The sequence below is a fragment of the Lawsonibacter sp. JLR.KK007 genome (assembly GCF_036941135.1).
GTDB lineage: Bacteria > Bacillota > Clostridia > Oscillospirales > Oscillospiraceae > Lawsonibacter.
The window spans coordinates 1,613,170-1,637,602 of record NZ_JAYWSY010000002.1; the positions used below are offsets into that span (position 1 = coordinate 1,613,170).

The 24,433-nt window shown below is 60.1% G+C and carries 35 protein-coding genes; 30 read left to right on the forward strand and 5 right to left on the reverse strand.

Annotated elements, in window-relative coordinates:
- Window positions 1-93 precede the first annotated feature (93 nt).
- Genes VV088_RS17955 through VV088_RS17970 form a run of 4 tightly spaced genes read right to left on the reverse strand, consistent with a single transcriptional unit; the run spans window position 94 to window position 3,438 of the window.
- Window positions 94-1,002, reverse strand: coding sequence for an RluA family pseudouridine synthase (locus VV088_RS17955; protein ID WP_334602048.1), 909 nt, complete (start codon window positions 1,000-1,002; stop codon window positions 94-96).
- Window positions 977-1,468, reverse strand: coding sequence for a signal peptidase II (gene lspA, locus VV088_RS17960; protein ID WP_334602049.1), 492 nt, complete (start codon window positions 1,466-1,468; stop codon window positions 977-979). The genes VV088_RS17955 and lspA overlap by 26 nt, the downstream gene beginning before the upstream one ends.
- A gap of 13 nt (window positions 1,469-1,481) precedes the next feature.
- Window positions 1,482-2,486, reverse strand: a complete 1,005-nt coding sequence (locus tag VV088_RS17965; RefSeq protein ID WP_334602050.1) for an ATP-binding protein — start codon at window positions 2,484-2,486, stop codon at window positions 1,482-1,484.
- A gap of 1 nt (window position 2,487) precedes the next feature.
- The gene (locus VV088_RS17970) at window positions 2,488-3,438 is read right to left on the reverse strand and encodes a DnaD domain protein (protein ID WP_334602051.1); all 951 of its coding nucleotides are present in this window, start codon (window positions 3,436-3,438) and stop codon (window positions 2,488-2,490) included.
- 174 nt (window positions 3,439-3,612) lie between these two features.
- On the opposite strand from VV088_RS17970, the gene VV088_RS17975 reads away from it, so the two are divergent.
- The 29 genes from VV088_RS17975 to VV088_RS18115 all read left to right on the forward strand — a co-directional run bounded on the left by VV088_RS17975 (window position 3,613) and on the right by VV088_RS18115 (window position 21,408).
- Entirely contained in the window at window positions 3,613-3,864 is a 252-nt protein-coding gene (locus VV088_RS17975; protein ID WP_334598898.1) for a helix-turn-helix domain-containing protein, read from the forward strand.
- Between the two features lie 21 nt (window positions 3,865-3,885).
- Window positions 3,886-4,110, forward strand: a complete 225-nt coding sequence (locus VV088_RS17980; protein WP_334598897.1) for a hypothetical protein — start codon at window positions 3,886-3,888, stop codon at window positions 4,108-4,110.
- Window positions 4,083-4,367 (forward strand): hypothetical protein, encoded by a 285-nt coding sequence (locus VV088_RS17985; protein ID WP_334598896.1) that lies wholly within the window; start codon window positions 4,083-4,085, stop codon window positions 4,365-4,367. The genes VV088_RS17980 and VV088_RS17985 overlap by 28 nt, the downstream gene beginning before the upstream one ends.
- On the forward strand, window positions 4,364-5,062 hold the full coding sequence (locus tag VV088_RS17990; RefSeq protein ID WP_334598895.1) for a DUF5131 family protein: 699 nt from the start codon (window positions 4,364-4,366) through the stop codon (window positions 5,060-5,062). Before VV088_RS17985 ends, VV088_RS17990 begins: the two co-directional genes overlap by 4 nt.
- 21 nt (window positions 5,063-5,083) lie before the next feature.
- Window positions 5,084-6,721 carry a hypothetical protein gene (locus VV088_RS17995; RefSeq protein ID WP_334602052.1) on the forward strand — a complete coding sequence of 546 codons (1,638 nt, stop codon included), beginning with the start codon at window positions 5,084-5,086 and terminating at the stop codon, window positions 6,719-6,721.
- A 4-nt stretch (window positions 6,722-6,725) separates the two neighbouring features.
- Window positions 6,726-7,478 (forward strand): DNA cytosine methyltransferase, encoded by a 753-nt coding sequence (locus VV088_RS18000; protein ID WP_334598893.1) that lies wholly within the window; start codon window positions 6,726-6,728, stop codon window positions 7,476-7,478.
- A gap of 11 nt (window positions 7,479-7,489) precedes the next feature.
- On the forward strand, window positions 7,490-7,840 hold the full coding sequence (locus tag VV088_RS18005; RefSeq protein ID WP_334598892.1) for a hypothetical protein: 351 nt from the start codon (window positions 7,490-7,492) through the stop codon (window positions 7,838-7,840).
- Window positions 7,841-8,088: 248 nt separating this feature from the next.
- Window positions 8,089-8,334, forward strand: a complete 246-nt coding sequence (locus VV088_RS18010) for a hypothetical protein (RefSeq protein ID WP_334598890.1) — start codon at window positions 8,089-8,091, stop codon at window positions 8,332-8,334.
- A 107-nt stretch (window positions 8,335-8,441) separates the two neighbouring features.
- Complete coding sequence (locus VV088_RS18015; RefSeq protein WP_334598889.1) at window positions 8,442-9,221, forward strand: radical SAM protein; 780 nt, start codon at window positions 8,442-8,444, stop codon at window positions 9,219-9,221.
- A gap of 11 nt (window positions 9,222-9,232) precedes the next feature.
- Window positions 9,233-9,418 (forward strand): hypothetical protein, encoded by a 186-nt coding sequence (locus VV088_RS18020; protein ID WP_334598888.1) that lies wholly within the window; start codon window positions 9,233-9,235, stop codon window positions 9,416-9,418.
- On the forward strand, window positions 9,415-9,600 hold the full coding sequence (locus VV088_RS18025) for a hypothetical protein (protein ID WP_334598887.1): 186 nt from the start codon (window positions 9,415-9,417) through the stop codon (window positions 9,598-9,600). The genes VV088_RS18020 and VV088_RS18025 overlap by 4 nt, the downstream gene beginning before the upstream one ends.
- Window positions 9,601-9,873: 273 nt before the next feature.
- Complete coding sequence (locus VV088_RS18030; protein ID WP_334598886.1) at window positions 9,874-10,128, forward strand: hypothetical protein; 255 nt, start codon at window positions 9,874-9,876, stop codon at window positions 10,126-10,128.
- A complete protein-coding gene (locus VV088_RS18035) occupies window positions 10,125-10,355 on the forward strand; it encodes a hypothetical protein (protein ID WP_334598884.1) in 231 nt (76 codons plus the stop codon). The genes VV088_RS18030 and VV088_RS18035 overlap by 4 nt, the downstream gene beginning before the upstream one ends.
- Entirely contained in the window at window positions 10,352-10,759 is a 408-nt protein-coding gene (locus tag VV088_RS18040; protein ID WP_334598880.1) for a hypothetical protein, read from the forward strand. Before VV088_RS18035 ends, VV088_RS18040 begins: the two co-directional genes overlap by 4 nt.
- A complete protein-coding gene (locus VV088_RS18045) occupies window positions 10,743-10,943 on the forward strand; it encodes a hypothetical protein (RefSeq protein WP_334598879.1) in 201 nt (66 codons plus the stop codon). The genes VV088_RS18040 and VV088_RS18045 overlap by 17 nt, the downstream gene beginning before the upstream one ends.
- Before the next feature lie 137 nt (window positions 10,944-11,080).
- Window positions 11,081-11,830, forward strand: coding sequence for a hypothetical protein (locus VV088_RS18050; protein WP_334598877.1), 750 nt, complete (start codon window positions 11,081-11,083; stop codon window positions 11,828-11,830).
- Between the two features lie 71 nt (window positions 11,831-11,901).
- The gene (locus VV088_RS18055) at window positions 11,902-12,303 is read left to right on the forward strand and encodes a hypothetical protein (protein WP_334598876.1); all 402 of its coding nucleotides are present in this window, start codon (window positions 11,902-11,904) and stop codon (window positions 12,301-12,303) included.
- Between the two features lie 65 nt (window positions 12,304-12,368).
- Window positions 12,369-12,629 carry a helix-turn-helix domain-containing protein gene (locus tag VV088_RS18060; RefSeq protein WP_334602053.1) on the forward strand — a complete coding sequence of 87 codons (261 nt, stop codon included), beginning with the start codon at window positions 12,369-12,371 and terminating at the stop codon, window positions 12,627-12,629.
- Between the two features lie 96 nt (window positions 12,630-12,725).
- Entirely contained in the window at window positions 12,726-13,025 is a 300-nt protein-coding gene (locus VV088_RS18065) for an HNH endonuclease (protein ID WP_334598874.1), read from the forward strand.
- Between the two features lie 306 nt (window positions 13,026-13,331).
- Window positions 13,332-13,721: a hypothetical protein gene (locus VV088_RS18070; RefSeq protein ID WP_334598872.1), complete on the forward strand. Its 390-nt coding sequence runs from the start codon at window positions 13,332-13,334 to the stop codon at window positions 13,719-13,721.
- Complete coding sequence (locus VV088_RS18075; protein WP_334598871.1) at window positions 13,718-15,370, forward strand: terminase large subunit; 1,653 nt, start codon at window positions 13,718-13,720, stop codon at window positions 15,368-15,370. The genes VV088_RS18070 and VV088_RS18075 overlap by 4 nt, the downstream gene beginning before the upstream one ends.
- 4 nt (window positions 15,371-15,374) lie before the next feature.
- Window positions 15,375-16,700, forward strand: coding sequence for a phage portal protein (locus VV088_RS18080; protein ID WP_334598869.1), 1,326 nt, complete (start codon window positions 15,375-15,377; stop codon window positions 16,698-16,700).
- 1 nt (window position 16,701) lies between these two features.
- Complete coding sequence (locus tag VV088_RS18085; protein ID WP_334598868.1) at window positions 16,702-17,322, forward strand: HK97 family phage prohead protease; 621 nt, start codon at window positions 16,702-16,704, stop codon at window positions 17,320-17,322.
- Window positions 17,323-17,327: 5 nt separating this feature from the next.
- Window positions 17,328-19,019, forward strand: coding sequence for a phage head-tail connector protein (locus tag VV088_RS18090; RefSeq protein ID WP_334602054.1), 1,692 nt, complete (start codon window positions 17,328-17,330; stop codon window positions 19,017-19,019).
- Between the two features lie 2 nt (window positions 19,020-19,021).
- Entirely contained in the window at window positions 19,022-19,366 is a 345-nt protein-coding gene (locus VV088_RS18095; protein WP_334598864.1) for a phage head closure protein, read from the forward strand.
- A complete protein-coding gene (locus VV088_RS18100; RefSeq protein ID WP_334598863.1) occupies window positions 19,363-19,695 on the forward strand; it encodes a hypothetical protein in 333 nt (110 codons plus the stop codon). Before VV088_RS18095 ends, VV088_RS18100 begins: the two co-directional genes overlap by 4 nt.
- Window positions 19,696-19,701: 6 nt before the next feature.
- On the forward strand, window positions 19,702-20,136 hold the full coding sequence (locus VV088_RS18105; protein ID WP_334598862.1) for a hypothetical protein: 435 nt from the start codon (window positions 19,702-19,704) through the stop codon (window positions 20,134-20,136).
- Between the two features lie 18 nt (window positions 20,137-20,154).
- The gene (locus VV088_RS18110) at window positions 20,155-20,964 is read left to right on the forward strand and encodes a chitobiase/beta-hexosaminidase C-terminal domain-containing protein (RefSeq protein WP_334600445.1); all 810 of its coding nucleotides are present in this window, start codon (window positions 20,155-20,157) and stop codon (window positions 20,962-20,964) included.
- A gap of 54 nt (window positions 20,965-21,018) precedes the next feature.
- The gene (locus VV088_RS18115; RefSeq protein ID WP_325224795.1) at window positions 21,019-21,408 is read left to right on the forward strand and encodes a hypothetical protein; all 390 of its coding nucleotides are present in this window, start codon (window positions 21,019-21,021) and stop codon (window positions 21,406-21,408) included.
- 184 nt (window positions 21,409-21,592) lie between these two features.
- Here VV088_RS18115 and VV088_RS18120 read toward each other — a convergent pair whose 3' ends face one another.
- Entirely contained in the window at window positions 21,593-22,009 is a 417-nt protein-coding gene (locus VV088_RS18120; protein WP_334602055.1) for a zinc ribbon domain-containing protein, read from the reverse strand.
- Window positions 22,010-22,130: 121 nt separating this feature from the next.
- Between VV088_RS18120 and VV088_RS18125 the strand changes: the two genes are divergently transcribed.
- On the forward strand, window positions 22,131-24,433 hold a 2,303-nt coding region (locus VV088_RS18125; protein ID WP_334602056.1), incomplete at its 3' end, for a phage tail tape measure protein.

Sequence of the window (24,433 nt, forward strand, 5' to 3'; positions counted from 1 at the left end):
GAACGGGGCGGGAGGGATTCCGTGAACAGCATCCCTCCACCGCCGGGCTGCCTCCAGCACCCTCCTCTTTTTCACATGGGAGGCTGTTGTGCGCTACCGGTCAATGTTCCGCAAAATTTTCTGAAACCACTCCGGGAGGGGGCACTCCAGCTCCACAAGCTCCCCGGTGGAGGGGTGGACAAACCGCAGCCGCCGGGCGTGAAGGCACTGCCCCGCCAGGCCGGGGACGGGCTTTTTGCTGCCGTAGACTGTGTCCCCCAGCAGGGGGTGGCCGACGGAGGCCAGATGGACCCGGATCTGATGGGTGCGGCCCGTCTCCAGGCGGCACTCCAGGTGGGTATGGCCGGGGTACCGGGCCAGGACGGACCAGTGGGTGATTGCCTCCCGGCCGTTTTTTTGTTCGATGGCCATTTTCTTCCGGTCCGTTGGGTGGCGGCCGATGGGAGCGTTCACTGTGCCGCAGTCCTCCTTGAAGCCTCCGACCGCCACCGCCTCATAGGTCCGGGCCAGACTGTGGTCCTGGAGCTGGGCAGCCAGAGCCAGGTGCGCCTTGTTGTTCTTGGCGGCGATGATGAGTCCGGAGGTGTCCCGGTCGATGCGGTGGACGATGCCGGGGCGCAGCTCGCCGTTGATCCCGGAGAGTGATTTTCCGCAGTGATATAACAGTGCGTTGACCAGAGTGCCGTCGGGATGGCCGGGGGCGGGGTGGACCACCAGTCCCGCCGGCTTGTTGACCACAATCACGTCGCCGTCCTCATAGACCACGTCCAGGGGGATGTCCTGGGGGATCAGATCAATGGGCTCCGGATTGGGGAGGGCAACCTCCAGCCTCTGACCAGGGGCGGGCCGGTCGTTTTTCCGGACGGGCTTCCCCTCCGACGTGACCGCCCCCCGTTCCAGCAGCCTCTGGGCGGCGGAGCGGGTCAGATCAGGGACCAGCCGGGCCAGCAGGGCGTCCGCCCGCTCTCCCTCCCGGTCAGCGGTCAGCGTCAGCGCCGTCATGGGCGGCCTCCCCCTTGTTCTCCAGCTTGTCCCACAGCAGAAGATAGTACAGCCCGGCGGAGATGCCCCCCACCACCACGCAGATGTCCGCTACGTTGAACACAGCGAAGTGCATGAATAACACGTTGAACATGTCCACCACAAAGCCCCGGAAGGCCCGGTCGATGAGGTTGCCCACCGCCCCCGCCAGCAGCAGGGTGAGGGGGAGCTTGCCCAGAGGGTGGCGGAAGAGGTTCATCCACAGGGCGGCCGCCAGCAGGATGGACATGACCAGCGACACCACCGCCAGCGCCCAGGTGTGCTCCGAAAAGATGGAGAAGGCCGCCCCGGTGTTGGTCACATAGGTCAGGTCCAGGATATAGGGGATAAAGGGGACGTGTTCCCCCAGAGGGATGCGGGTCATCACCAGATATTTCACCAGCTGGTCCACGGCGACGAGGACCGCGGCGATCAGTCCGTACATCATGAGGCTACTCCTTTTACAGTTGGTTTTTCCGCAGCGGCCGGATATCCGCTCCGAAAAATCCCAGAAATTCGTATTCCCCCTTCAAGCGGGACAGAATGGGGGGATCGTAACGCTGCTCCAGCTCCTCCAGAGACAGGTTGGTGGAGATGACGGTCTGCCTGCCCGCGACCAGCCGGGTGTTCACCAGCTCATACAGGGAGGACTGGGTCAGCCGGGTGGTCATCTCCCGGCCCAGGTCGTCCAGGATGAGCAGGTCGCAGCTGAGGTAGCGCCGGGTCTCGTCCCGGGCGTCCAGGCCGTCGGCGCTGTCCCGGCGGAACCGGCGGGTCTCGAACTGCTCAAAGACGTTGACCGCAGTGTCGTACACCACCGAGAAGCCGTTTTCCGACACCGTACGGGCGATGCAGGCGGACAGGAAGGTTTTGCCCAGCCCCGGCGGTCCGGACAGGAGCAGGTTTTTGGTGGAGGTGCGGCCGAATTTGGTGGCGTAGTTCCAGCACACGCTGCAGTTCATGTCCATGTTTTCCCGGGGGGATATCCCGTGCTGAGGATCGGGGGCCGGGCTGTAGTAGTCCATAGAAAAGGTGTCGAAGGACTGCTCCCCCAGGTCCAGCAGCTTGGACAGCTCCTTGATCTGCTCCTGGGCGCACAGCTGCTGCAGGCAGCGGCACATCCGCCCTCCCTGCCAGCCGCTGTCCCGGCACAGGGGACAGGCGGGCTTGCCGTCCAAAGAGTCCTCGGCCAGGCCCATGTCCGCCAGGAGGGCGGCCCGCTCCCGCTGGAGGCTCTGGTTCTCCTCCCGCACCGACCGGACCGCCTGGACCGGGTCGCCCCCCTGGCGGAGGGCGGCGGCCACCAGGCCGGCCATGGTGCCCTGGATGCGGCGGTCCAGCTGCTCCAGCTTGGGCTGCCGGGCGTAAACGTCCTGACGCAGGCGCTCGGCCTGATCCCGGCGGCGGCGGTTCTGGTCCTCCAGCCGCTGGTTGGCCCGGCGCAGCACATTGGCGTCGTATGACATATCAGTTTCCCTCCTGTTTCAGCTGCTCCATCAGGCGGCGGGTGCGCTCCACGTTCTCCTTGGCCCGGCGCTCCTGCTCGGCGGAGGGCGGCGCGGCCTGGGCGCCGCCGGCCGTTCGGGCGGGACGGGGGCGCTGGTCCCCGGTGCGGATGGCGGCAGCGGTGTGCAGCCCCTTCTCGTGCCAGCGGCGCAGGATGCCGTTCATATAGCTCCAGTCCATGGACTGCTTTTTCAGCACCGTCCGCTCGTAGGCCATGCGGATGGCCTCGTCCTCAAAACCCATGCCGTCCCAGGCGGCGATGTAGTCCTTCTCCCGCTGGACCAGGGGGCGGGGGGAAATGTCCAGCAGGCGGAGCACCTCCGTCTCCCGGCCCCGGAGGCGGGTGAGCTTGGCGATGTGCTCCTCCGCCCGCTCCATGGTGTCGATCCCCCGGCGGGCCCAGGCGAAGCCCTCCTTCCGGATCTGGGAGAGGAAGGGCTTGCGCCCCGGACCGTATTTTTGGGCGATCTCCTCGGTGCACCAGCCCACCAGCATGAGGATGACCTCGGCGGGGAGGGCCAGATGGTCGTAGAGGGTGTACAGGTTCCTCAGATCGGAGGAGGACAGCCGCTTGCCCAGCCGCCGCTCCACCTCGCCCGCCAGGGCGGGGAAGGTGGAACCCTGGTCCGCCAGGGCCTGGGTGATGTCCTCGGTGGTGTACTCCGGGGGCGGAGCCTCCTGGACGGGGGATTCTGCCGGGGCGGGCAGCTCTGCCGGAGCCATGCCCTGGTCCTGCAGCTGGCCCAGGGCGCTCTGGAGGCGGGCGGGCGTCCACTTCAGCTGGTCCGCGCTCCGGTGGCGGAGCAGGTGGAGGTAGAGGAGGGCGGCGTCGCCGCTGTCCAGCTTCAGCAGGCGGTCCGCCGCCTGAGCGGTGATGGCCAATATCTCGCCGGGAAACAACCCCTGCTGCACGGGAACACCTCCTCCTGAAAATCTGTTCCCCTATTCTACAACAAAATCCCTTCCGCGTCCATCTTTTTTCAGGGGATGCGGAACGAATGTTGATTTACCATTGAAGTGCGAAAGCTCGAAAGAGCTCGACGCACTTCAATTTTTTTATGCTTTTGGGAAAGGAGGACGGGGAACATGGGCCGAAAGCTCCGCTATCTCGGGCCGACTGAGCGGGCAGAAATTGAGAAGCTCCACAACGGAGGAGCCCCGGCGGCAAAGATTGCCGAGAGGATCGGCTATCACACGGCGACGATTTACAGAGAACTCCCCAACGGATACACCGGGGCCGTAGACGAGTATGGTCGGCGGGTGTATAGCGCCGAGGTCGCACAGCGGACCTTTGAGAGGAACATCAAGCGCCGGGGCGAGCGGGCCCCGGTAAACTAAAGAAAAGGAGATTGCTATACCGTGAAGAATACCGACAACAACATTTTGACCACCCTCCGGGGCTATTTCCTCCTCGCGGCGGCGGACCTCGCCCTCTATCCCGAGGGATCGCCGGAACATATCCGGGCGGAGCACTCGGCGGCGAACACCTCACGGACGGTTTTCGAGCTTTTCGGGGCCGCGGCGGCGGAGGCTTTGAGAGAGGAGGCGGTCCAGAAATGGCCGAAACTCGGCGGGATCGCGTGACCCTGGCCGCCCTCCTTGCCGTCCTCCAGGACGGGGACCGCGTCTTTATAGTCCACCGCATGGGCCCGCATGAGTGCGAGGGCGTGGCCGGAGGAACAGCCCAGGAGCTCCGCTCTACCCGTTGCGTGGAGGTATGCGGGGACAACATGGTCGAGCGCATCGCCCTGGACCTGGACGAATGGCCGGAGGTATGGCCGAGCGACGACCCGGCCCCGGTCCTGGTTATCACCATCGGCGGGAAGGAGGCGGAGAGGTGAACCAAACAAAAATTGAGTGGTGCGACAAGACCTTAAACCCGGTTGTCGGGTGCTCCTATGGTTGCCCGTACTGCTACGCCCGGAGGATCAACGCCCGTTTTCACTATGTACCGGATTTTTCGGAGCCGCAGTTTTTCCCGGAGCGCCTGGAGCAACTGAAAAGCAAAAAGCCCGCGAAAGTGTTCCTCACCTCTATGAGCGACCCGGCGGACTGGAGGCAGACATGGGCCGCCGCCGTCTTGGACGCGATCGAGAAAAATCCACAGCATGAGTATTTATTGTTATCCAAACGCCCGGAGGCGTACATGAATTTATTCCCGATATGGCGGCACATCTACGGGGACCTCAAAAATATATGGTACGGCGTCACCGTGACGAGCTATCGGGACCTCCACAAGATCGCAGACCTCCCGCTCTACGGAAAGCGGTTTATCAGCTTTGAGCCGCTCCTCGGCTCGGCGGACCCTCGGCTCCGCCCGGTAAAATGTGCGGTCCCGTGGATAGATTGGGCCATCATAGGAGCGGAGACCGGGCCGGGAGCAAGCGCCCGCCGCCCTCGGCGGGAATGGGTGGAGGAGATTGTTTCCTATTGCGACGAGACGGGTGTCCCCGTATTTATGAAAGATTCCCTCCTCCCCGTGGTCGGGACGGAAGGAATGAGGCGGGATTTTCCAGATCCCCTAATGTGGATATAAACGAAAGGAGATTGCTATACCATGAAAGCTCTTGTAATGACAGCCCAGGACGCCCGGGAGTTTGAAAAGCTCGGCGGCCTCACCATCACGAAACCGATCAAGCCCGCGCCCGCCGCCTATGTTGAGGGGGCAAAAATGGAGGAGGCGGCCCCCGGGCGCTGGAACCTGATCCGGGAGGGCGTGATCTACGCACACGACGGCGGGGCCACCTTTACGACGCCCGTCAACGCCGGGGACATTGTTTTCCTCCGGGAGCCGTGGGCCCGCCTCAAGAACCCGGCGAACGGGGAGCCCTCGGACCGCGTGATCCTCGCGGCGGATTCCACCGTTGCGGAGGGACAGACCGCCTATAAGTGGGCCTCCCCCGTATCCATGCCGGAGTCGGCGGCCCGCCGCTTTGCCGTTGTGAGCAAGGTCGAGCCCATCTATAACGAAAATGTCGCCGTTTGGTCTATCACGCTGGAGGCCGTCACAAAGGCCGCGGCGGAGGCCGGAGAGGCCGGGGCGCTCCCCTACTCCGACGCGCCCAGCCCGGAGGAGGGCTCCAGCTATTACACATACGCCGGGGACATGAGCCCGGAGGATCACGAGCGCATGATCGCCGCGATCAACCAGGACCGGGCCCGCCTCGCCGAAGTGCAAGATCGGTTAATCAGGATTGACAACCGCCGCCGGGAGCTGGCCTATCTCAATTTCGAGGGCCGGGACAAGGTGGACCCGAACGACCGCGCCGCCCTCCAGGAGGAGGACGCCACCCTGGACGCCGAACAGGCGGAGCTTGCAAGAGAGGAGGCGGAACTCCGCCACGCCCTGGAGGACGCCGGAGCCCCGGCACCTACCACAGCAGACCGCGCCCGGGAAAAGCTCGCGGCGATCCGCTCCCGCCGCGGCGAGATCGCTAATTTCGACGCCGAAACGAAGGTATCAAACAATTACGATATTGAGGAGGCGCGGCTAATCCAGGAGGAGCGGGACCTCTCCGCATACCTGGAGGGGCTCACTGCGGCGGAGGGTGGTCCGACCGGGGAGGAGCCGCCCGCCGGGGAAAGCGAACAAACCACGCTTGACGCCCAGGAGGACGAGGAGGTCGGCTCCTTCACCTTTGGCAAGTGTAACTATTGCGGGCGAGAGTGGGGCGTTACCCTGGAGGGCGCAAAGGGCGGCGGTTATCCCACACAGCGGACGGCCAACGCCGCCGCGACCCGCGTTTGTGATTGCCCGGAGGCCGTGGAGAACCGAAAGCCGGAGGTCGGCGTCGCCTTTGCCGTCACGACGGGGGCGTGTAAGTATTGCGGCCAACTCCAGGAGGTGGGCCCCCATCCGTCCCAGGCGGCGGCGGACGAGACGGCGACGGAGGTTTGCTCCTGCCCGAGCGCCCGGACGGCCCGCCGCACGGCGGAACAGATCGAGGACGCCCGGGACCGTGTAAACCGCCTTTTCGGGGAGAGGGCCGAGGACCTCGGCTTTAAGCCGATCGCCGGGGACGGCGCGATCGAACTCCTGGAGCGTGTGGTCGAGCTGATCGCCCGGGGGCCGATTTCCTCGGCGTCCCTCAATATCCGGGGCCAGTGTAAAGCGAAATTCTCCATTACCAGCAAGGGCAAAATCAAGGTATCCAGGAGCGAAACCCGCTCTTGCGATCTTGAGGCCGGAGAGTGATCTCATGGAAAACCTCTCTATATTTGATTTGACGCCGGGAGGGGAGCAATTCAAGCCGGAAAAATCGACGGATTGGAAATGGAGATTTTCAGACTATCCGAGGGAAAAGAACGGGTTAAAAGTATTTTCGTGTTTCGCTTGTGGCGGCGGGTCGACTATGGGCTACAAGCTCGCCGGGTGCGACGTTCTCGGGTGTGTGGAAATTGATCCCCGTATGAATGAGGTCTATGTGAGGAACCACGCCCCAAAATACAACTACCTCATGGACATACGGGAGTTTAACCGGCTCCCGGCCGAGGAGATTCCCGGGGAGCTTTTTGAGCTGGACATTCTGGACGGCTCCCCGCCGTGTACCACATTCTCCGTCGCCGGGAAAAGGGCGGAAACATGGGGGAAAGCGAAAAAATTCCGGGAAGGACAAAAGGAACAGACCCTCGACGATCTCCCGTTTGTATTCATTGAGACGGTAGAAAAGCTCCGCCCGCGGTGCGTGATCCTGGAAAACGTCGAGGGGCTGATTATGGGCGAGGCGTGGGGGTATGTCCAGGAGATTTACAAGCGCCTCAAGAAAGCGGGGTACAAGGTCCACCATTGGCTCCTCAAGGGTGAAAACATGGGAGTCCCACAAACGAGACATAGAGTTTTTTCGTGGGAATACGGAACGACCTCGGCGTCGATCCGGTCGATCTCGATATGTCATTTTATTATGAGCCGGTGCGTTTTCGGGAGATCAAGTCGGGAGAGGGCGGAGCGGTAGGACGGGAAAGTATGTCGTTTCGGGCCTTGCAAAAGGCGACACCGGAGGACAAAGACCTCGCCGCCGTATATAAGCGGATCGGGGAGCGGGAGCGTTGCTTTACGACCCGGATCGTATGGGAGGACGATATACCGCCAACGCTCACAGCGAGGACGGACCAATACCGGGGAGAGGAGAAAACACGGGTAAGCATTGAGGACCTGATCCATATACAGACATTCCCGGAGGATTTCGACTTTATCAGAAATACCTATTACCGGGCCCTCTATGTTTGCGCTATGTCCGTCCCGCCCGTAATGATAAAGCGGATCGTATCCAGGTTAATTGAGGCCGGGGTATTTGAGAAGGGAGCGACGCCGTGATTTGGGAATTGAGCTATAAAGCAGACCCGCGGGCCCGGGAAGTGGCGGACCGACACTATAACAGGCAAAAGCCGGGGACACCTCAATTTGTGCCACCGGGCCGCGCCCTTGTGCTTTACACGGAGACGGAGACCGGGAGGGCATTTTGGGTAACGTCCTACCCATTCGCTCAATATGTGCGCCACGCATGGGCGGGCGCGTGGGTATGCTCGGCCTTTAGGAATGAGGGCGCAGGCGTGGCCTCCGAAATGATCCGGGACGCAGTAGCCGCGACGCGGGCTTATTTCGGAGAGCCGCCAGACCTCGGCCTCGTGACCTTTATCGACCGCCGAAAAGTGCGCCCGACAATGGTCCACGGCCTCAAGACATGGGGGTACACCTACAAGCTCGCCGGATTCCGGGAAGTCGGAGAAACAAAAGGCGGCCTTCTCGCCCTCCAGTTACTTCCGGGGGATATGCCGCCGCCGGAGGCGGCGAGGGAGACGCCGCCGTGAGAATTGGCTTAATCGACGTGGACGGCCACAACTGGCCGTCCCTCCCGCTTATGAAAATATCCGCATACCACAAGGCGAAGGGCGACAAGGTCGAGCTGTGGTTTCCTATGAACCATTACGACAAGGTCTATATGAGTAAGGTTTTCCCAGGCTCGGCGGACGTGGACTCCGTCATATACGCCGGCGAGATCGAGCGGGGCGGGACGGGCTATTTCTATCCAGACGGCGGCCCGCCCCTACCGGAGGAGATCGAGCACATATTCCCGGACTATGGCCTATATCCAGAGGCCACGGCGGGGCGGGCTTATGGATTCCTGACCCGCGGCTGTCCCCGTCAATGCAGATTCTGCATTGTGGGAAAAAAGGAGGGGACAACCTCCCGGCAAATCGCCGATCTCTCCGAGTTTTGGAACGGACAACGGGAAATTAAGCTCCTCGACCCTAACATTTTAGCGTGTAAGGATCGGGAACGGCTTCTCCAAGAGCTCGCCGCCTCCGGCGCGTGGGTGGACTTCACCCAAGGGCTCGATATTCGCTTGATCGAGGGCGTCGAGGACCTCGTAACAGCTATAAAAATAAAACGGATTCATTTCGCGTGGGACAACCCGGAGCAGAATTTGAGGCCGTATTTTGAAAAATTCCGTAAAAAGTGCGATCTCAACTATTCAAAACTCGGCGTCTATGTCCTTGTAAATTTCAACTCAACACAGGAGCAGGATTTAGAGAGGGTCTATTTTCTCCGCGATCTCGGATATGACCCCTATGTCATGGTGTACGAAAAAGAAACCGCTCCGCGGGAGATAAAGCTCCTCCAGAGGTGGGTAAATAATCGGTTTATTTTCCGGTCGTGCCCGCGTTTTGAGGACTACGACCCGCGGCGGAGATAGGAGGGAACCGCTTGAAAATCAAGATTACAAAGAAGCTCCCGACCGATCCAGAAAACCGCCCGGAGGTGGGCGGCGTGTACGAGGTTGTCCGGCAAGCGCCGGGGCAGTATGGGCCGATCCTATTTATCAAGGTCGGCGGCGTGGAGGTCGGCGTTTTGGGCGGGGAGTATGAGCCCGCGGCGGAGGTGGAACCGTGAGCCGCCGGGTCTATCGCTGGAGGGTCTCCCCTCCTCCCGGCTCCGGCTTTGAGACGGTCGAGGTCCTCGGGGCCTCCCGCTATGAGGCTATGATCGCCGCCGCGAAATTGTGGCGCACTCCCTGGACGCAGATCGCCTGCGCTTGCACCTTTGAAAGGCTCGGGGAGGTAGCGGAGAAATGAGAGAAGCGGACATTTATAGAGCCGCCCTCGAAAATGGGGCGCAGACGCTCAAACCCTCATGGTATTTGAGGAAATGGCAGAACTACAAAAAGAACTTTGCAAAAATGCCAGGGGGAAAGACAACCGCGGGAGTATTGCGGAGGAGATCGCAGACGTTCAAATTATGCTGGAGCAAATGATTGCCCTCCATAATTGCCGCGCTATGGTTAGGACATATAAGGCCGCAAAACTTGACCGATTGAAAGAGCGGTTAGGTCTCGGGGAGGTGGAGACGTGAACGATCTCCCGGTTTGGCAACTTCCAGTAATGAGCGAAACGGGCGCAAGTGCAAACGCCTACATACCAAAAACGGCAAAATACCATTGTTTCATTGACAACGCCTCTCTTTGCAAGAGATACACCCAGGATACGGACTATTACGAGACAGGGATCGAAAGCGGAGAAATTCTCCGCAGACCGGAAATAGCTTGTAAAAAATGCCGGAAAATGTGGTTACGGCGGTATGTGCCGGAGGAGGCGGAGCCGTGAAAAAGGGAAAGAACCGGGCCGCGGCGGCGGTCGAGCTGGTCGCCGTCCTCCTGGCAACCGCCGCCGCCTTTGCGTGGGGACAGCGGGCCGCCCTGATAGAGCGAGGCTATACTGCCCACGGCGGGGAATACCTCCTCCTCGTAATTCCTTTTATCTACTACACCGGGAAACGGATCGCCGAGGACTGGATTGTGGAGCTCCGGGAGCTATGGAGGGGCAGACAGTGAAGGAAACGATAAAAAGGCTTGAGATCGCGTTCATGGGATACGACACCCAACAGACAAAGGCGGCGTTTCAACGGTTTGCAAGAGACAATCAGGAGGAAATAAGAACCGATTTATTGAAAATGGGGCTTTTGACCCTAAAGGACGGGACGCGGATCACGGCAATAACTCCAGGGACGGCGGGCTCGGGAATTTGTGCATACAAATACGACCAACTGATCCTCGCAGACGACAGCAGAAAAAGGATATACTCCGCACGGTGGAGGGAAATAAGCCTATTTTTACAAACGGCTATGGATCGCTCGTGCGTCCCGGAAGGATACAAAATTTTATTTTATGATCTCGACGCCCCGGAACCGCGGAGCGAGACCAGGAAAGGAGCGGGAAAACATGGGGAGGAATTATAAAATTTGTCCCAGGTGCGGGGACCACCTGGACCACGGCGAGCGGTGCGAGTGCATGGACCGCCGCCCGGAAACCGCGGAGACGGCCAGAGCCACGCCGACCGAGCGGGCCCGGGGCTATGTGATCGGCGTCGACCTCGCCCAGGGGAAGGACCGCACGGCGAAAGCCTACATTTCCAGAGCATAAAAAAGAGCCCCGGACGCTTGACGAGAGCGTCCGGGGCGCAACCGCCCGGAGGGCTGATTGCTATACCACTATTATATTACCACCTCCGGGCTAAAAAGGCAAGAGCCACAGGCCAAAAGAAAAGGCGGTTTTTTGATATGCAAAGAGTCAAAAGGCGAATTTTTTCGGGGGCCGTATGCGAGCAAGTGGTTTTCAATGTCCCGGACAGAATAAAAAACCTGGACAAGGCGGAGCCGCGGCCCCGTTTCAAAACAGAGGAGGAGCGGGCCGCCCACAAGCTCGGAATTTCCCGCCGAAAACACGCCCGGATCGTAAATAACAATTTCGGGCCTACATCTAAATATAGCACCTTAACCATGGACGACGAGCACGAGGTCCACACCTTCCAGGAGGCGAGGCGGGTCCGGGATAATTTCTATAATCGCCTCATATACCACGCCCCAGGCGCTAAAATCATGCTTTACATGGGCCGGGGCAAAAACACTCACCGGATACACTTCCACATGATAAGTGAGGGCATACCGGAGGACCTGATCCGCCGACAATGGACCTCGGGCTCCGTCCTACGGATCGAAAACCTCCGGGAACATAACTATTACGACGGCGTAGACCGGGGGCGGGACTATACGGGCCTCGCCAACTACTTATTTAATCACTGGACGCCGGAGGTCGGCGGCCACAGGTGGAAGGGCTCCCGGAAAACCCTCCAAAAGCCGGACTATGAGGAACCGACCACCGTCAAGCGAAACTACACAGAGGACAAGCCGCCCAGGCCGCCGAAAGGCTATATTTTCGTAGAGGCCACGGCGACGAAATACGGATACCTTTATTATAAGTATGTCCTCAAACCGCCGCCGAGAAAGCGGCCCAAAAAGAAGCGGGAATAAACCCGCCTCGAAAGCCTTGTAAATGTGTAAAGTTTTGAACCCAAACCACAGCAGGAAGGAGATCGCAAAAAATGAACATCAACCAGTTAGCGAAAGAGGTCCACGACAACGCCGTCGCTCATGGATGGTGGGACAAGCCGCCCGCGCTCCCCGAGGCGCTTTGTCTGATCCATGCCGAACTCTCCGAGGCCCTGGAGGAATACCGGAACGGGGCCCCGCTCGTTTATGGGACGTGCGCCCTCGCTGAGGAGGATTGTCAGTATTACGCCATATGCGACAGAGCGGGCCAACCAGGGGCGGAGGGCGCGGACGGTCCTTGCAAGCCGGAGGGGATCGCCGTCGAGCTGGCCGACGTCCTCCTCCGCACTCTGGACCTCATGGCCGCCCTCGGAGTGGACGTGGACGCCGTGGTTATGGCAAAGCACAAATACAACCTCGGGCGGGAGTACAGACACGGAGGCAAAACCGTATGATCGCCCCAGGACGCCCCTCGGCGGGGGGGGGGTAACTGATCGCAACAGTGGAGGAGGTGGACCCCGTGGCAAAGAGTGAATTTCCGAACCAGCTCCGCAAGCTCCGGGAACGCCGCCGGATAAGCCGCCGGGTCCTGGCCGAGCTATGCGGAATAAGCAAAAGCGCCCTCTCCAGGTACGAGCGGGGGGAGCGTGTCCCCACCCTCACAGACGCCGAGGCGCTGGCCGACTTTTTCGAGGTCTCCCTTGACCGCCTTTGTGGCCGGGAAAAAATATTTTCGGAGCGTCCCCGAACGGGGACACCGGCGGCCGTGGCCGTGGTTTAATTACCTTGTGGACATATAGCCGCCTGGAGCGGGACCACGCGCCGGGGCATGGGGCCCGGTCCCTCGGCTCCAGGCAAAGACGGGAGGGCGGCGGCGGTGCGGGACTTTGCGAAAGCGTTCTATCTCTCGAAAGAGTGGCGGCGGGCTCGGGCCTATGTATTCAACCGGGACGCGGGCCTATGCGTAAGGTGCGGGGCCCTCGGGGAGATCGTTCACCACAAGGAGCACCTCACGCCGGAGAATATCAGCAATCCAGAAATTGCGCTCAGCGAGGACAATCTCGAATTGCTTTGCCGAGAGTGCCACGCCCTCGCCCACGCCGGGGAGCTGGCAACAGACAGCGGGCTCACGTTCGACGACGAGGGAAATGTTGTCAAGCGTGAGTTACTGTCATAGCAAAAGCGGATCACAACGCAAGGGAAAATAAACCACAGGTGAAAGCAAGCCCAGCAGAAAACGCCCACCCATCCCGACCCCGGGCCGCCCATCCGTCCGGCCACGCGGGGCCAGCGCCTCGGCGGCGGTCGAGCGGGAAAAGAAAAGCGAACAGCCGCGGCGAGTCCTCGGCGCTCATGCCTCCCCCCCACCTCGGACCCCCGGGGGTGGGCTTTTCCGAACCGCGTCCCATCCCCGTCTATAACCCCCCGGGCGCACACATAAGGGGGGGGGTACAGCCCGCCGGAGAGGAGGTTTATACATCTTATGGCAAAACCAAAAACTTCCTATGAAAGCCTCTCAACCGCTGAAAAAACGGAGGTAAAAAAGCGAAAAATCGCTAAACTTTTCCGAGAATTGCCCGCCGAAAAGAAACAGTTTGCCGACGGTTTGATCTATCAACTGGCCGTGACAACTGTCACCCTGGAGCGCCTTGTGGAGGAGATCAACAACGGCGAACTGATCGAGGATTTTGTCCAGGGAACCCAAAAGCTCCGGCGCGAAAATCCGGCCCTCAAAAGCTACAATACCACGATCAAGTCGTTTACTGCCCTCTCGAAAAGCCTCCTCGACCTCCTCCCGGAAAAGACCCAAAAACAGGCCGGGGAGGAGCTTATGAATTTCGCAACTAAGCCCCCGGGGGCGGGTAGAAAATGAATTATATCCTTGCCTATTGGGAGGCAATCGAGAGCGGGAAGGTTGTCACAAGCCGCCGCGTCCGGGCCGTTTACAAGCGCCTCGCCCGGGAGATACAGGAGCCGGACCCGGATTCCCCGTATTATTTCGACGAGGAGATCGGGGAGCGCCCGATTATATTCGCCGAGCGGTTTTGCAAGCAATCCCAGGGCGTGATCGGGGCCCCGCTCGTGCTGGAGCTTTTCCAAAAGGCATATATTCAAGCTCTTTTCGGATTCCTGGAGAAGGAGACCGGATTCCGGCGTTACCGGGAGACTATGTTCCTCGTGGGCCGGAAAAATGGCAAGTCGACCCTCCTCGCCGCGATCGCCTTGTATATGCTGATCGCAGACTATGAGGGCGCGGCGGAGATTTACAGCGTAGCCACGAAAAAGGACCAGGCGAAAAAGGTCCTCACCGAGGCTATCAACATGGTCAAGCAATCGCCGGAGCTCCGGGCCGTTCTCAAGAAGCGGCGGAACGACCTCTATTTTGCGGCCACGGCCTCCATTTTCGAGGCCCTCGCCTCGGATTCTAACACCCTGGACGGCCTCAACGCCCACGCCGTCATTATTGACGAACTCCACGCAATCAAGGACCGGAACCTCTACGAGGTTATGAAGCAATCCACCTCCAGCCGCCGCCAGCCCCTTGTCGTTATGATTACCACGGCGGGCATGGTCCGGGAGAGCGTGTTCGACGAAATGTATGAGCTCGCTTGTAAGATCGCGGACGGCGTCGAGGAGGACCCGACTTTCCTCCCGATCCTCTACGAGCTGGACAGCCGGGACGAGTGGACCGATCCGACGAAGTGGCAAAAGGCAAACCCGGGCCTCGGGACCATCAAGCAATACAAGACCCTCGCGGCCTTTGTCCAGAGGGCAAAGATCAAGCCGGAGGACCTCCCCGGCGTCCTCTGTAAGGATTTCAACATCCGCGAGGTATCCGCCGCCGTCTGGCTATCCTTTGAGGCGATACAAAGCGAACTCCGCTTTGAGCTCCAGGACGTTTATAACACCTACGCCCTCGGCGGGTGCGATCTCTCTGCAACAACGGACCTCACTTGTGCGACCCTTCTCATACGCAAAGCCGGGGACCCGATCGTCTACGTTCTACAGCAATATTTCCTCCCGGAAAAACGGGTGGAGCACCTGGAGGACAAGAACACAAACGAGGCCCCATATCGGAAATGGGCGGACCGCGGCCTCCTCACCATCTGCCCGGGGAACCGCGTCAACTATTCCGACGTGACGGCGTGGTTTTGCCAAATGCGGGACGAGTGGAAGATCGACGCGATCAAGGTCGGCTATGACCGGGCCCTCGCCGGGTATTGGGTGGACGAAATGAAGTCGAACGGCTTTGACATGGAGGCCGTCGCACAGGGCCCCTACACCTGGAGCCAGCCAATGCGGGAAATGGGGGCCGCCCTGGAGGCGAAACAGGTCAACTATAACGGGAACCCGATCCTTGTTTGGTGTCTGACAAATACCGCCGTTAAAAAATCGGGATTGAACAACATCCAGCCCGTGAAAATCACGGACAAGCGGCGGATCGACGGCGCGGTCTCCCTTCTCAATGCGTGGGTTATGTATGTGAAATATTTCGAGGACTTTATGTATGCCGTGGGGTGAAACAATGGGATTTTTGAATATTCGCGGACTTTTTGAGTCCGTATTCGGTAAACGGCCAACGAGCGGGAGCAACCTCCCGGCGTTTCGGCTCCTCTCGTCCTATGACTCCAGCTTTACGCCATTTAATGGGCGGGCGTGGGACATTGGAACCGTCCGCGCCGCCGTGGACGCATGGGCCAGGAACGCGGCAAAGATACAGCCCCGGCACATCCGCCGCGCCGGAGGGCGGCGGGAGACCGTTTCTGACAGCTTAGAGCGGATTCTCCGGGTCCGGCCTAATCCGTATATGACCGCCTACGCCTTTTATTACCGCGTGGCCGCTCAATTCGTTGTGTATAATAACGCCTTTATCCTCCCCATGTTCGACGGCGGCAAGCTGACCGCCCTCTATCCGATCAACGCCTCCCGGGTGGACCTCGTGGAGGATATGGGCGGTATGTATGCCCGCCTCACCTTTGCGACGGGGAACGTCTACACGGTCCCCTATGAGCACCTCGTCCACCTCCGCCGTCACTACCTGGACAATGATATTTTCGGGGACGATAACCGCCCCCTCCTCCCCGCCCTGGAGACCGCGGACGCCTTTAACCAGGGAATGAGCAAATTTGCGAAACTCGTCTCCGTGATCCGGGGGATTCTGGAGGCCCCGACCGTCACAAAGCAAGAGGACCTCGCGGCTCGGCGGGACGCCTTTGTCCGGGATAATTTCAGCATGGAGGCCAACGGCTCCGGCGTGATTATCACGGACAGCAAACACAAATATACCCCCATCCAGCAGAAGGAGACGCCGATCCCCACCGGGCAACTCGAATTTGTCCGGCGGGAGATTTACGACTATTTCGGGATGAATGAGGCGATCGTCCAGAACAAGGCCACGCCGGAGGAAATGGACGCCTTTTATCAGGGCCAGCTCGTCCCGTTCTATATGCAACTCGCCCAGGGCCTCACCGATGCCATTTTTACGGAGCGGGAACAGGGTTTCGGGAATGAGGTCCTTTGTGAAATGGATCGTATTCAGTTTGAGACCCTGGACAAGCGGGTCGAGGCCGCGCAGTTTTTGGCACAGATCGGGGCCCTGGAGCTGGATCAAGTGCTGGATATTTTCGGATTCCCGCCCATCGGCGGCGACGAGGGAAAGCGCCGGGTCCAGACGTTGAACATGGTAAACGCCGAGATCGCGGACAAGTACCAAATGGGGACAACAGGGCAAAAGGCGGAGGAGACGCCGAAAGAGCCCCAGGAGCCGCCCTCCGGCGGCCCACAGGACACGCCGGAGCCCGAGGAGGGGCAGGAACCCACAGAGCCGAAAGACGGAAAGGAGGGCGCTTAAAATGCCCATTAAGAAGGGGCGCGAGTATCGCGCATTGCAGGGCTTTTCCCTCGTCCCCCGGGAGGGGGAGTCGGACGCCTACAAGGTGCGGGGGACGGCGATCGTGTTCGATACCCCGACCGTCCTCTTTGAGTGCGACGGCGTCAAGTATTACGAAGTGATCGACCGCCACGCGCTGGACGGGTGCGACCTCTCCGACGTGATTATGAACTACAATCACGGCGGGAAGGTGGTCGCCCGCCTCCGCAACAAGACCCTCACCCTCAACATCACGGACCGGGGCCTGGACATAGAGGCGGACCTCTCCGGCACAGTAGCGGGCCGGGACCTTTACGAGGAGATCGACGGCGGCTATATCGACAAAATGAGTTTTTCCTTTGCGGTGCAGGAGGCGGAGTATGACGCCGCCACCCACACCCGGAGAATAACTAAATTCCGCAAGCTATACGACGTTTCGGCGGTGGATATTCCCGCCTATGAGGAAACGGACCTCTCCGCCCGATCCTTCTTTGAGGTGGAGCACTCGAAGGAGGTCAAGGCTTTGGAGCAAGCCGCGAGGCGGCGGAGGCTTTTAGCGCGGACCCGTACCTATCCACACACCACACAGAAACAGGAGGAATAAAAACTATGTTTGAGAAAAGACGTAAAGAGATCGCCGCCCGCCGCGCCGAGATTCGGGCGCTTTTGGCCGGGGAGGGGGCCGTCGATATGGACGCCATGGAGAAGGAGCTCGACGCCCTGGACGCCGAGGAGCGGGACCTCGACCGCCGGGAGGCCGCGACCCGCCGCCTCAATGGCGGGGCGGGCCTGGAGGGCCGGAACGGCCAGCAGGGCGGCCACGGCGACCGGGGCTCCGGCGATCCTACCCCCGGCCCCGTGAACCCGATCGCCGGGGGCGGCGAGGCCCGGGGCGGCCTCCCCGTGGGCGTGGAGAGCCGCGCCGCCTACCTCGCCGACCTCCAGGGGATTCCCCTCCAGGACGTGGAGGCCCGCGCCCAGCGTTTCGCCGAGGGCGGGCGTATGGAGATCACCACCGACGCCCTTTGCCGCTCCCTCACCCTCACCAGCGGGAATATTGCCCAGCCGACCCGCGTCTCCGGGATTAACCCCGGCCAGAATATCGTCTCCGGGATCGTGGACATGGTCCGCGTCGTGGACGCTAACGGTATGGGCGAGGATTCCGTGGCCTATGAGGTAAGCGGCGGCCAGACGGCGGCCACCAAGAAGGACGACGGAACCGCCCCCGCGACCACGGACCCCGTCCTCCGTATCGCCAAGATTACCCCCGTTTTGATCTCCACTCTGTCCTATGTCTCTCGGAACATCCAGCGCACGACCCCCCTCAACTACCAGGGGCGGGTCTCCGAGGGCGCTTTGACCGCCCTCCGCAAGAAAACCGGGGGCCTCATTGTCACCGGGGACCCCGCGGCCACCATTCCCGAGCCGACGGGTATTCTCAAAGCCGCGGCCATTGAGGCGGGCTCCGACGTGGAGATCGGCAAGATCGACGAGAAAACCCTCCGCACGATTGCCCTCAAGTATGGCGGCGCGAACAATGTCGAGGGCGGCGGTGTTCTTCTCCTCAACAAGGACGACCTGATCGCGTTCGGCGACATTCGCGGGACCAGCGAGAAAAAGGCCGTTTACGAAATTGAGTTTTCCGAGAACAGCACCACCACGGGCACGATCAAGGACGGCGGCCTCGCGGTGAAATTCTGCATTGTGGACGAGCTCCCCGCCCTCTCCAAGACCACCTCGGCGGCGGGCTCCTATTGCATGGCATACGGGAAACCCCTGGCCTATCAGCTCGACTTGTTCGGGCCCTACACCGTGGAAGTCTCCCGCGACTATAAGTTTCGCGGAGGGCCTCCTCGCCGTCATGGGCGAGGCTATGATCGGCGGGAATGTTATCACCGAAAACGGATTCCTCCGTATCAAGAAAAAGGCCAGCGCCGGGGCGTAAGGAGGCGGAGCATGAGCGAGAGCACGGGCCGGAGCCCCGCCGCCCGGGAACCCGCGGCGGACGTCTCGGAGGAGTATCTCGCCGCGGGGAGGCAGGCTGTACGAACGAAGTCGACAGCGTTTGACGGGGAGATCGTGGACCTGATCCGCGCCGCCCGGGTGGACCTCGCCCTCGGCGGAGTCCTCCCCGAGCGGGCCCAGGACGAGGCGGACCCACTCATTAAGCGGGCGGTTATGAACTATATCAAGGCGGAGTTTGGCCTCGACAATGAGGACGCGGAAAAATTCCGGGCCGTCTATGAACGCCTCAAGGTCTCCCTCGCTATGTCCTCGGACTACGTCGGCGGGGAGGTGTAGCCGTGTACTGGAGAGACGAGGCCGCCCTCATTCGGGAGGAAAAAAGGGTAAAACCGAACGGCTACAAGGAAACGGTCAAGACGCGGCGGGAGGTATTCGCCAACAAAAAGACCGCCACGCGCTCCGAGTTTTACACGGCAAAACAGGCCGGGGACAAGATCGCCCTCGTCCTGGAGGTGCGGGGCGCGGACTACCAGGAGGAGACCCTCGTGGAGTACGAGGGCCGCCTCTATGAGGTCGTGAGGGCCTACACCGAAAGCGGCGAGACCTACGAGCTAAACTGTAAAGAGGCCCAGGAGCCGCCAGAAACGGCCCAGGAGGGGCCGGACAAGGAGGGGGAGGGGTGAGTATCAATGAAACCTTGCGGGCCGTCCTGGAGCCTATAGCGCCCGCAGAGGCGGACGCCTACGAGGGCAAGAAAGCGGTTTACATCACGTTCAATTACCACACAACCCCGATCAATTACGGGGACGACGAGCCGGAACAGGAGCGGGTCTCCGTCCAGGTCCATCTATACGCCCCTCTCGGCTATGACATTACCGCAAAGCGGCGGGCCGTTAAGAAAGCCCTCGCCTCGGCGGGCTTCACCTATCCGGCCTATACCAACGCCTCGGATAAAGACGGTCAGCACCATGTTTTTGAGTGTGAAACCGTCGAGGGCTTAGAGGAGGAATGAAAGAGAATGGGACGCCTCACCGTGAATGGGCTCGACGCCCTCTCCGACGATTTCGCCGCCCTGGCTCGCCTACCGGATAGCGTGGTTGAGGGGATTCTTGAGGCCGAGGCGGGCGTTATTCTCCCGGCCCAGCGGGCGGAGATTGAAAAACAGTGGACAGGGCCGCACTCTTTGGGGATTTCCTCGAAGTCAGTCAAAAAGGGGAAGGTCAAAAAGGATCGGGACGGGCGCTCCCTCACCATCTACCCCCAGGGGACCCGCAAGCGCGGCGGGAGGTCCACAAGAAACGCCGAGATCGCTTTTATCAACGAATACGGGGCCCCGGGGCGGCACATAGCCGCCCGCCCCGCGATCGACGCCGCGAACAAGAAGAAAGAGAAAGAGGCGATAGACGCCGGAGAGCGGGTCTATAACCAATTTCTCGACAGCAGAAACCTATAAATTTTAGGAGGTTTTACTATGGCAAGTTTTGGGGCGAAATATCCCTATTTTAACCCCGTGGCGGAGGAGCCGGAGGGCAAGCTCCCGGTCTATAAGGACCAGGACCCCGTCCGGGTGGGCCGCCTCGTCAAGGCGGACCTCACCGTAAACCTCGCCTCCGGCAAGCTCTTTGCCGACGACGGCCTCGCCGAGAGCGTGGAGGAGTTTTCCTCCGGCTCTATCGCTATGGAGACCGACGACATGGAGGACCCCGTCGCGGGCGTCGTGTACGGTTGCACCGTAGAGGGGAAAATGGTCCGCTACAATGTCGGGGACGATCCCCCGGCGGGCGGCCTTGCGTACTTCAAGAAACTTATGAGGCGGAAAAAGGTCCTTTACAAGGGCTATTTCTATCCCCTCGTCAAGGCCGCCCTCGGAAACGACACCGCGCAGACCAAAACCGACAGTATCACATTCGGGACCAACAACACGACTTTTACAGTGTTCGCTTGTGAGACGGGCGACTGGAGGTTTACGGAGGAGTTTAAGACGGAGCCCGAGGCGATCGACTGGATCAAGAAACAGCTCAAGGGGAAGAAACGGGCCGCCACGCCCACGGCCACGCCCGCGGCGGGTGCGGTCGCCAGCGGCGCGACCGTTGCCCTCGCCACCACCACGCCGGACGCCGTGATCCGCTATACCACAGACGGCTCCGACCCGACCGAGACCTCCCCCGCCTATTCCTCCCCCATTGAGATTACGGAGGAGACCACGATTAAGGCGATCGCCACCGCTGAGGGATTCGCCGCCTCCGACGTGCTGGAGGCTCACTATACCCTGACGGAGTAACACACAGGGAGGCGGGACAACCCGCCTCCCTACAAGAATTTACAGGAGGGCGCTATGAAAAGCGTAAAAATCAACCTTGCGGGCCGGGTGCGATACCTCGCCTTTACCGTGGAGGCTATGTTTCAAATTCAAGAAGTTTTCGGCGGGTCCGGCGAAATGATCGAAGCTATCAAGGGCGACACACGGGAGGGATTTTCCGCCGCTTGCAAGGCCGCCGCAATCCTGGCAGAACAAGGAGAGCTCGTCCGGCGCGGCCTCGGGTATGACCCGGAACCTATGACGGACGCCGAGACAATCGCGGCGACAATGGCTCCGAGTGAGATCGCCGCCCTCAAGGTTGCGATCCCATCCGCCCTGACCCTCGGCTATGGCCGGGAGATTGAGGCAGACGCCGACGAGGTGGACCTCGGCCTTGCGGAGCTCAACACGCAAAAAAAAACGTAGTAACCCGCGCCCATTACATCCGCATGGGGACAGCGGGCGGCCTCTCAAAAAAAGAGACCCTCCTCTCCACACCTGGAGAGATCGGGGACCTTTGGGAGCTTTACCTCCAGGCCCGGGGCGTAAAGAAGGAGCGGGAGCCGGAGGACGAATAAAGCCGGAGGGGCGAACCCCTCCGGCGGCGGAATTATAAAACTGGCTTGAGATAGGCGTCCTCCCGGACACTCCTTTTTTTGCAAGTAGAACACTTGTAATTTTTAGCGCCCTTTGCAATTTTCCCGGAACTTTTACAGTAAGGACAAATTACGTCGTGCATACCCGCGATATTAGAGAAGCCGGCGCCAAGCAGGACAACACCCGCAATCATGCTAAAAATTCCAAGCCCGAACACCCCTATAAACGGGATCGAAATTAAAATGATTGCGATACCAGCTAAAACCCCAATAACACCAATGGGAATATTTGATTTTGAAGGTTTGATTTCGGTCGGGGACGGCGGAGCAACGGGGGAAGTATCGACAGAGAAACGATAACCACAATGCGGACACGTTGGAGTAGAGTCGGAAATTTGTTTTCCGCACTCGGGGCACGAGATTAAAGCCACAAAAAACACCTCACTTTTTATATTGCGAAAATCGTCGCATTTCACAATGGAAATTATCACCCGAAAATATGGTAATGTCAAGTAAAAAATTGATTATTGCCATAGAAAGGAGCCGCCGCGCATGGCAAGGACAATCTCGACAAAACTCGCCGTCGAGGGTGAGGCCCAATATAAACAGGCGATCGCCGCTTGTAATTCCGAACTGTCCACGCTCAAGTCGGGCCTTGCGCTCGTGGAGAGCGAATTTCGCGGAAACGCTAACAGCATGGAGGCCCTCACGGCCAAGGGGGCCGCCCTGGATTCCATGTATAAAAAGCAACAGGAGAAGGTCTCCACCCTGGAGGCCGCCCTCCGCAACGCCCAGCGGGCACAGGAGGAATACTCCTCCCGGGTATCAACGGCACAAAGCAATATAGAGCGGTGTGAGCGGGCCCTTGAAACCTTGCGGAGGTCCACCGGGGACACCTCCAGAGAGCAAGAGGCCCTCACAAAGGAACTCGACAAATGGAACGCCGAACTTGAGGAGGCCCAGGCCGGACAGGCGGCGGCGGAGCGAGGCGTCCAAAACTGGCAAAAACAGCTTAATAATGCAAAGGTCGAGTTAAACGGTCTCTCCGACGAGATCGACAAGAATAACGGCTATCTCGACGAGGCCCGCAACAGCGCCGACGGGTGCGCGGATTCCATAGACGAATTTGGAAACGAAGTCGACAAGTCAAAAAAGGGGATCGAACAACTCGCCGCCGCCCTGGCCGCGGCGGGCGTCGCTAAAACAGTAAAGGAAATTGCGGACGCCCTCACGGAGTGCGCCCAAGCCTCCGCCGGGTTTGAGACCTCTTTAGCGAAATTATCCACATTGATAGATACAAAAATTTATTCAATGTCGGATATAAAGGCGCAGTTATTAGATTTATCAAATGAGACAGGCGTCGCCGTGGGGGCACTGGCCGAGGCGGCCTATCAGGCGAGGTCGGCGGGTGTGGATACGGCGGACGTTGTGAACTTTGTCGCCACGGCCACAAAGACCTCGGCGGCGGGCTTTACGGAGGCGTCGACGGCGGTTGACGTTCTGACAACCGCGATCAACTCCTACAAGCTGGAAGGAACAGAGGCCGAGCGCGTGGCTTCTATGCTGGTAAAGACCCAGGACGAGGGCAAGACCTCCGTCGGAGAGCTGGCCGCCAGCATGGGCCAGATCATCCCATCCGCCGCCGCCTACCATGTGAGCCTTGAAAACCTGACGACCGCCTATGCGCTCCTCACAAAGGGCGGTATGAATACGGCGATCTCGACGACCAACCTCGGCGCTATGCTGGACGAGCTGGCAAAGAACGGCTCCAACGTGGCGGGGATTCTGGAGGACCAAACTGGAAAGAGCTTTTCAGAACTCATGGAGGGCGGGTCAAACCTCGGCGATATTATGGCGATCCTCTCCGAGAGCGTGGACGGGGACGCGACCGCGTTCTCTAACCTATGGAGTAGCACCACGGCGGGCAAGGCGGCCCTCTCCCTCCTCAATACCGGGGCGGAAGAATTTGACCGGACACTCGGAGTCATGGCGAACAGCTCCGGGGCTGTAGAGCGCAATTTTCAGATCATGGCGGATACAACGGAGTTTGCACACCAGCGAATGACAAACGCCGCGGAAAATCTGAAAATCGCCGTCGGAGACCAATTAAATCCGTCACTTGAAAGATTGTACGACGTAGGCGCAGACGCTTTCACATGGGCGACCGATTTTGTAAATGAAAACCCGTGGATCGTGGGAGCGATCGTTGGAGTAACCGCCGCCCTCGGCGCTATGTCCGTGGGAGTGGCCGCTCTGGCCGCCGCTCCGCAAATTATAGAGGCTCTAAAAGTGGCGCTTGACCTCCTCGCCGCAAACCCGGTTGTAGCAGTAACGGCGGCGGTTGTGGGGCTGACCGTGGCAATAGGGACATGGATCGCCGCCTCGAAGGAGGCAGACGAGGGAACAAAAACCTTTATAGAGTCCATGCAGGAAACAAAGGCGGCCTATGAGGAATTATCCGAAACAATGGCGGCAGAGCAAGAGACCACCGCCGCGACCGCCGCCTCTCTACAAGAACTCCTCGCCGTAGAGGAAAAGTCGGCACTACAAAAGGACTTGATCGCCCAAAAGGTAGACGAGCTAAACGAGGCAATCCCGGAACTCGGCCTCGCCTACGACAAGGAGCGGGATTCCCTGGAGGGTCTCACCGAGGCGGAGTTAGCGTCCGCACTCGAACGGGCCGCCGCAAAGGAAGAATATGAAGCCCAGGTCTCCAGGTTGAACGAACTCGACACGGAGCGGGCGGCGATTGAAGCACGGCTCACAGAGGCCCGTCTTGCGCTGAATGAGGCCGAGGAGACGGGCGTCGGAAATACAAGGGAGCTTAATAATAATATTAACGAGCTCACCGCCGC

Bases quoted from the DNA above. Each gene is read 5' to 3' on its own strand.
- VV088_RS17995 (WP_334602052.1), top strand. From the start codon at position 5,084: ATGAAAGCTCTTGTAATGACAGCCCAGGACGCCCGGGAGTTTGAAAAG.
- VV088_RS18015 (WP_334598889.1), top strand. From the start codon at position 8,442: ATGAACCATTACGACAAGGTCTATATGAGTAAGGTTTTCCCAGGCTCG.
- VV088_RS17955 (WP_334602048.1), bottom strand. From the start codon at position 1,002: ATGACGGCGCTGACGCTGACCGCTGACCGGGAGGGAGAGCGGGCGGAC.
- VV088_RS18090 (WP_334602054.1), top strand. From the start codon at position 17,328: ATGTTTGAGAAAAGACGTAAAGAGATCGCCGCCCGCCGCGCCGAGATT.
- VV088_RS18050 (WP_334598877.1), top strand. From the start codon at position 11,081: ATGCAAAGAGTCAAAAGGCGAATTTTTTCGGGGGCCGTATGCGAGCAA.
- VV088_RS18110 (WP_334600445.1), top strand. From the start codon at position 20,155: ATGGCAAGTTTTGGGGCGAAATATCCCTATTTTAACCCCGTGGCGGAG.
- VV088_RS18070 (WP_334598872.1), top strand. From the start codon at position 13,332: ATGGCAAAACCAAAAACTTCCTATGAAAGCCTCTCAACCGCTGAAAAA.
- VV088_RS17965 (WP_334602050.1), bottom strand. From the start codon at position 2,486: ATGTCATACGACGCCAATGTGCTGCGCCGGGCCAACCAGCGGCTGGAG.
- VV088_RS17975 (WP_334598898.1), top strand. From the start codon at position 3,613: ATGGGCCGAAAGCTCCGCTATCTCGGGCCGACTGAGCGGGCAGAAATT.
- VV088_RS18105 (WP_334598862.1), top strand. From the start codon at position 19,702: ATGGGACGCCTCACCGTGAATGGGCTCGACGCCCTCTCCGACGATTTC.
- VV088_RS18005 (WP_334598892.1), top strand. From the start codon at position 7,490: ATGTCGTTTCGGGCCTTGCAAAAGGCGACACCGGAGGACAAAGACCTC.
- VV088_RS18045 (WP_334598879.1), top strand. From the start codon at position 10,743: ATGGGGAGGAATTATAAAATTTGTCCCAGGTGCGGGGACCACCTGGAC.
- VV088_RS18115 (WP_325224795.1), top strand. From the start codon at position 21,019: ATGAAAAGCGTAAAAATCAACCTTGCGGGCCGGGTGCGATACCTCGCC.
- lspA (WP_334602049.1), bottom strand. From the start codon at position 1,468: ATGATGTACGGACTGATCGCCGCGGTCCTCGTCGCCGTGGACCAGCTG.
- VV088_RS18055 (WP_334598876.1), top strand. From the start codon at position 11,902: ATGAACATCAACCAGTTAGCGAAAGAGGTCCACGACAACGCCGTCGCT.
- VV088_RS18075 (WP_334598871.1), top strand. From the start codon at position 13,718: ATGAATTATATCCTTGCCTATTGGGAGGCAATCGAGAGCGGGAAGGTT.
- VV088_RS18085 (WP_334598868.1), top strand. From the start codon at position 16,702: ATGCCCATTAAGAAGGGGCGCGAGTATCGCGCATTGCAGGGCTTTTCC.
- VV088_RS18000 (WP_334598893.1), top strand. From the start codon at position 6,726: ATGGAAAACCTCTCTATATTTGATTTGACGCCGGGAGGGGAGCAATTC.
- VV088_RS18080 (WP_334598869.1), top strand. From the start codon at position 15,375: ATGGGATTTTTGAATATTCGCGGACTTTTTGAGTCCGTATTCGGTAAA.
- VV088_RS18010 (WP_334598890.1), top strand. From the start codon at position 8,089: ATGATCCGGGACGCAGTAGCCGCGACGCGGGCTTATTTCGGAGAGCCG.
- VV088_RS17985 (WP_334598896.1), top strand. From the start codon at position 4,083: ATGGCCGAAACTCGGCGGGATCGCGTGACCCTGGCCGCCCTCCTTGCC.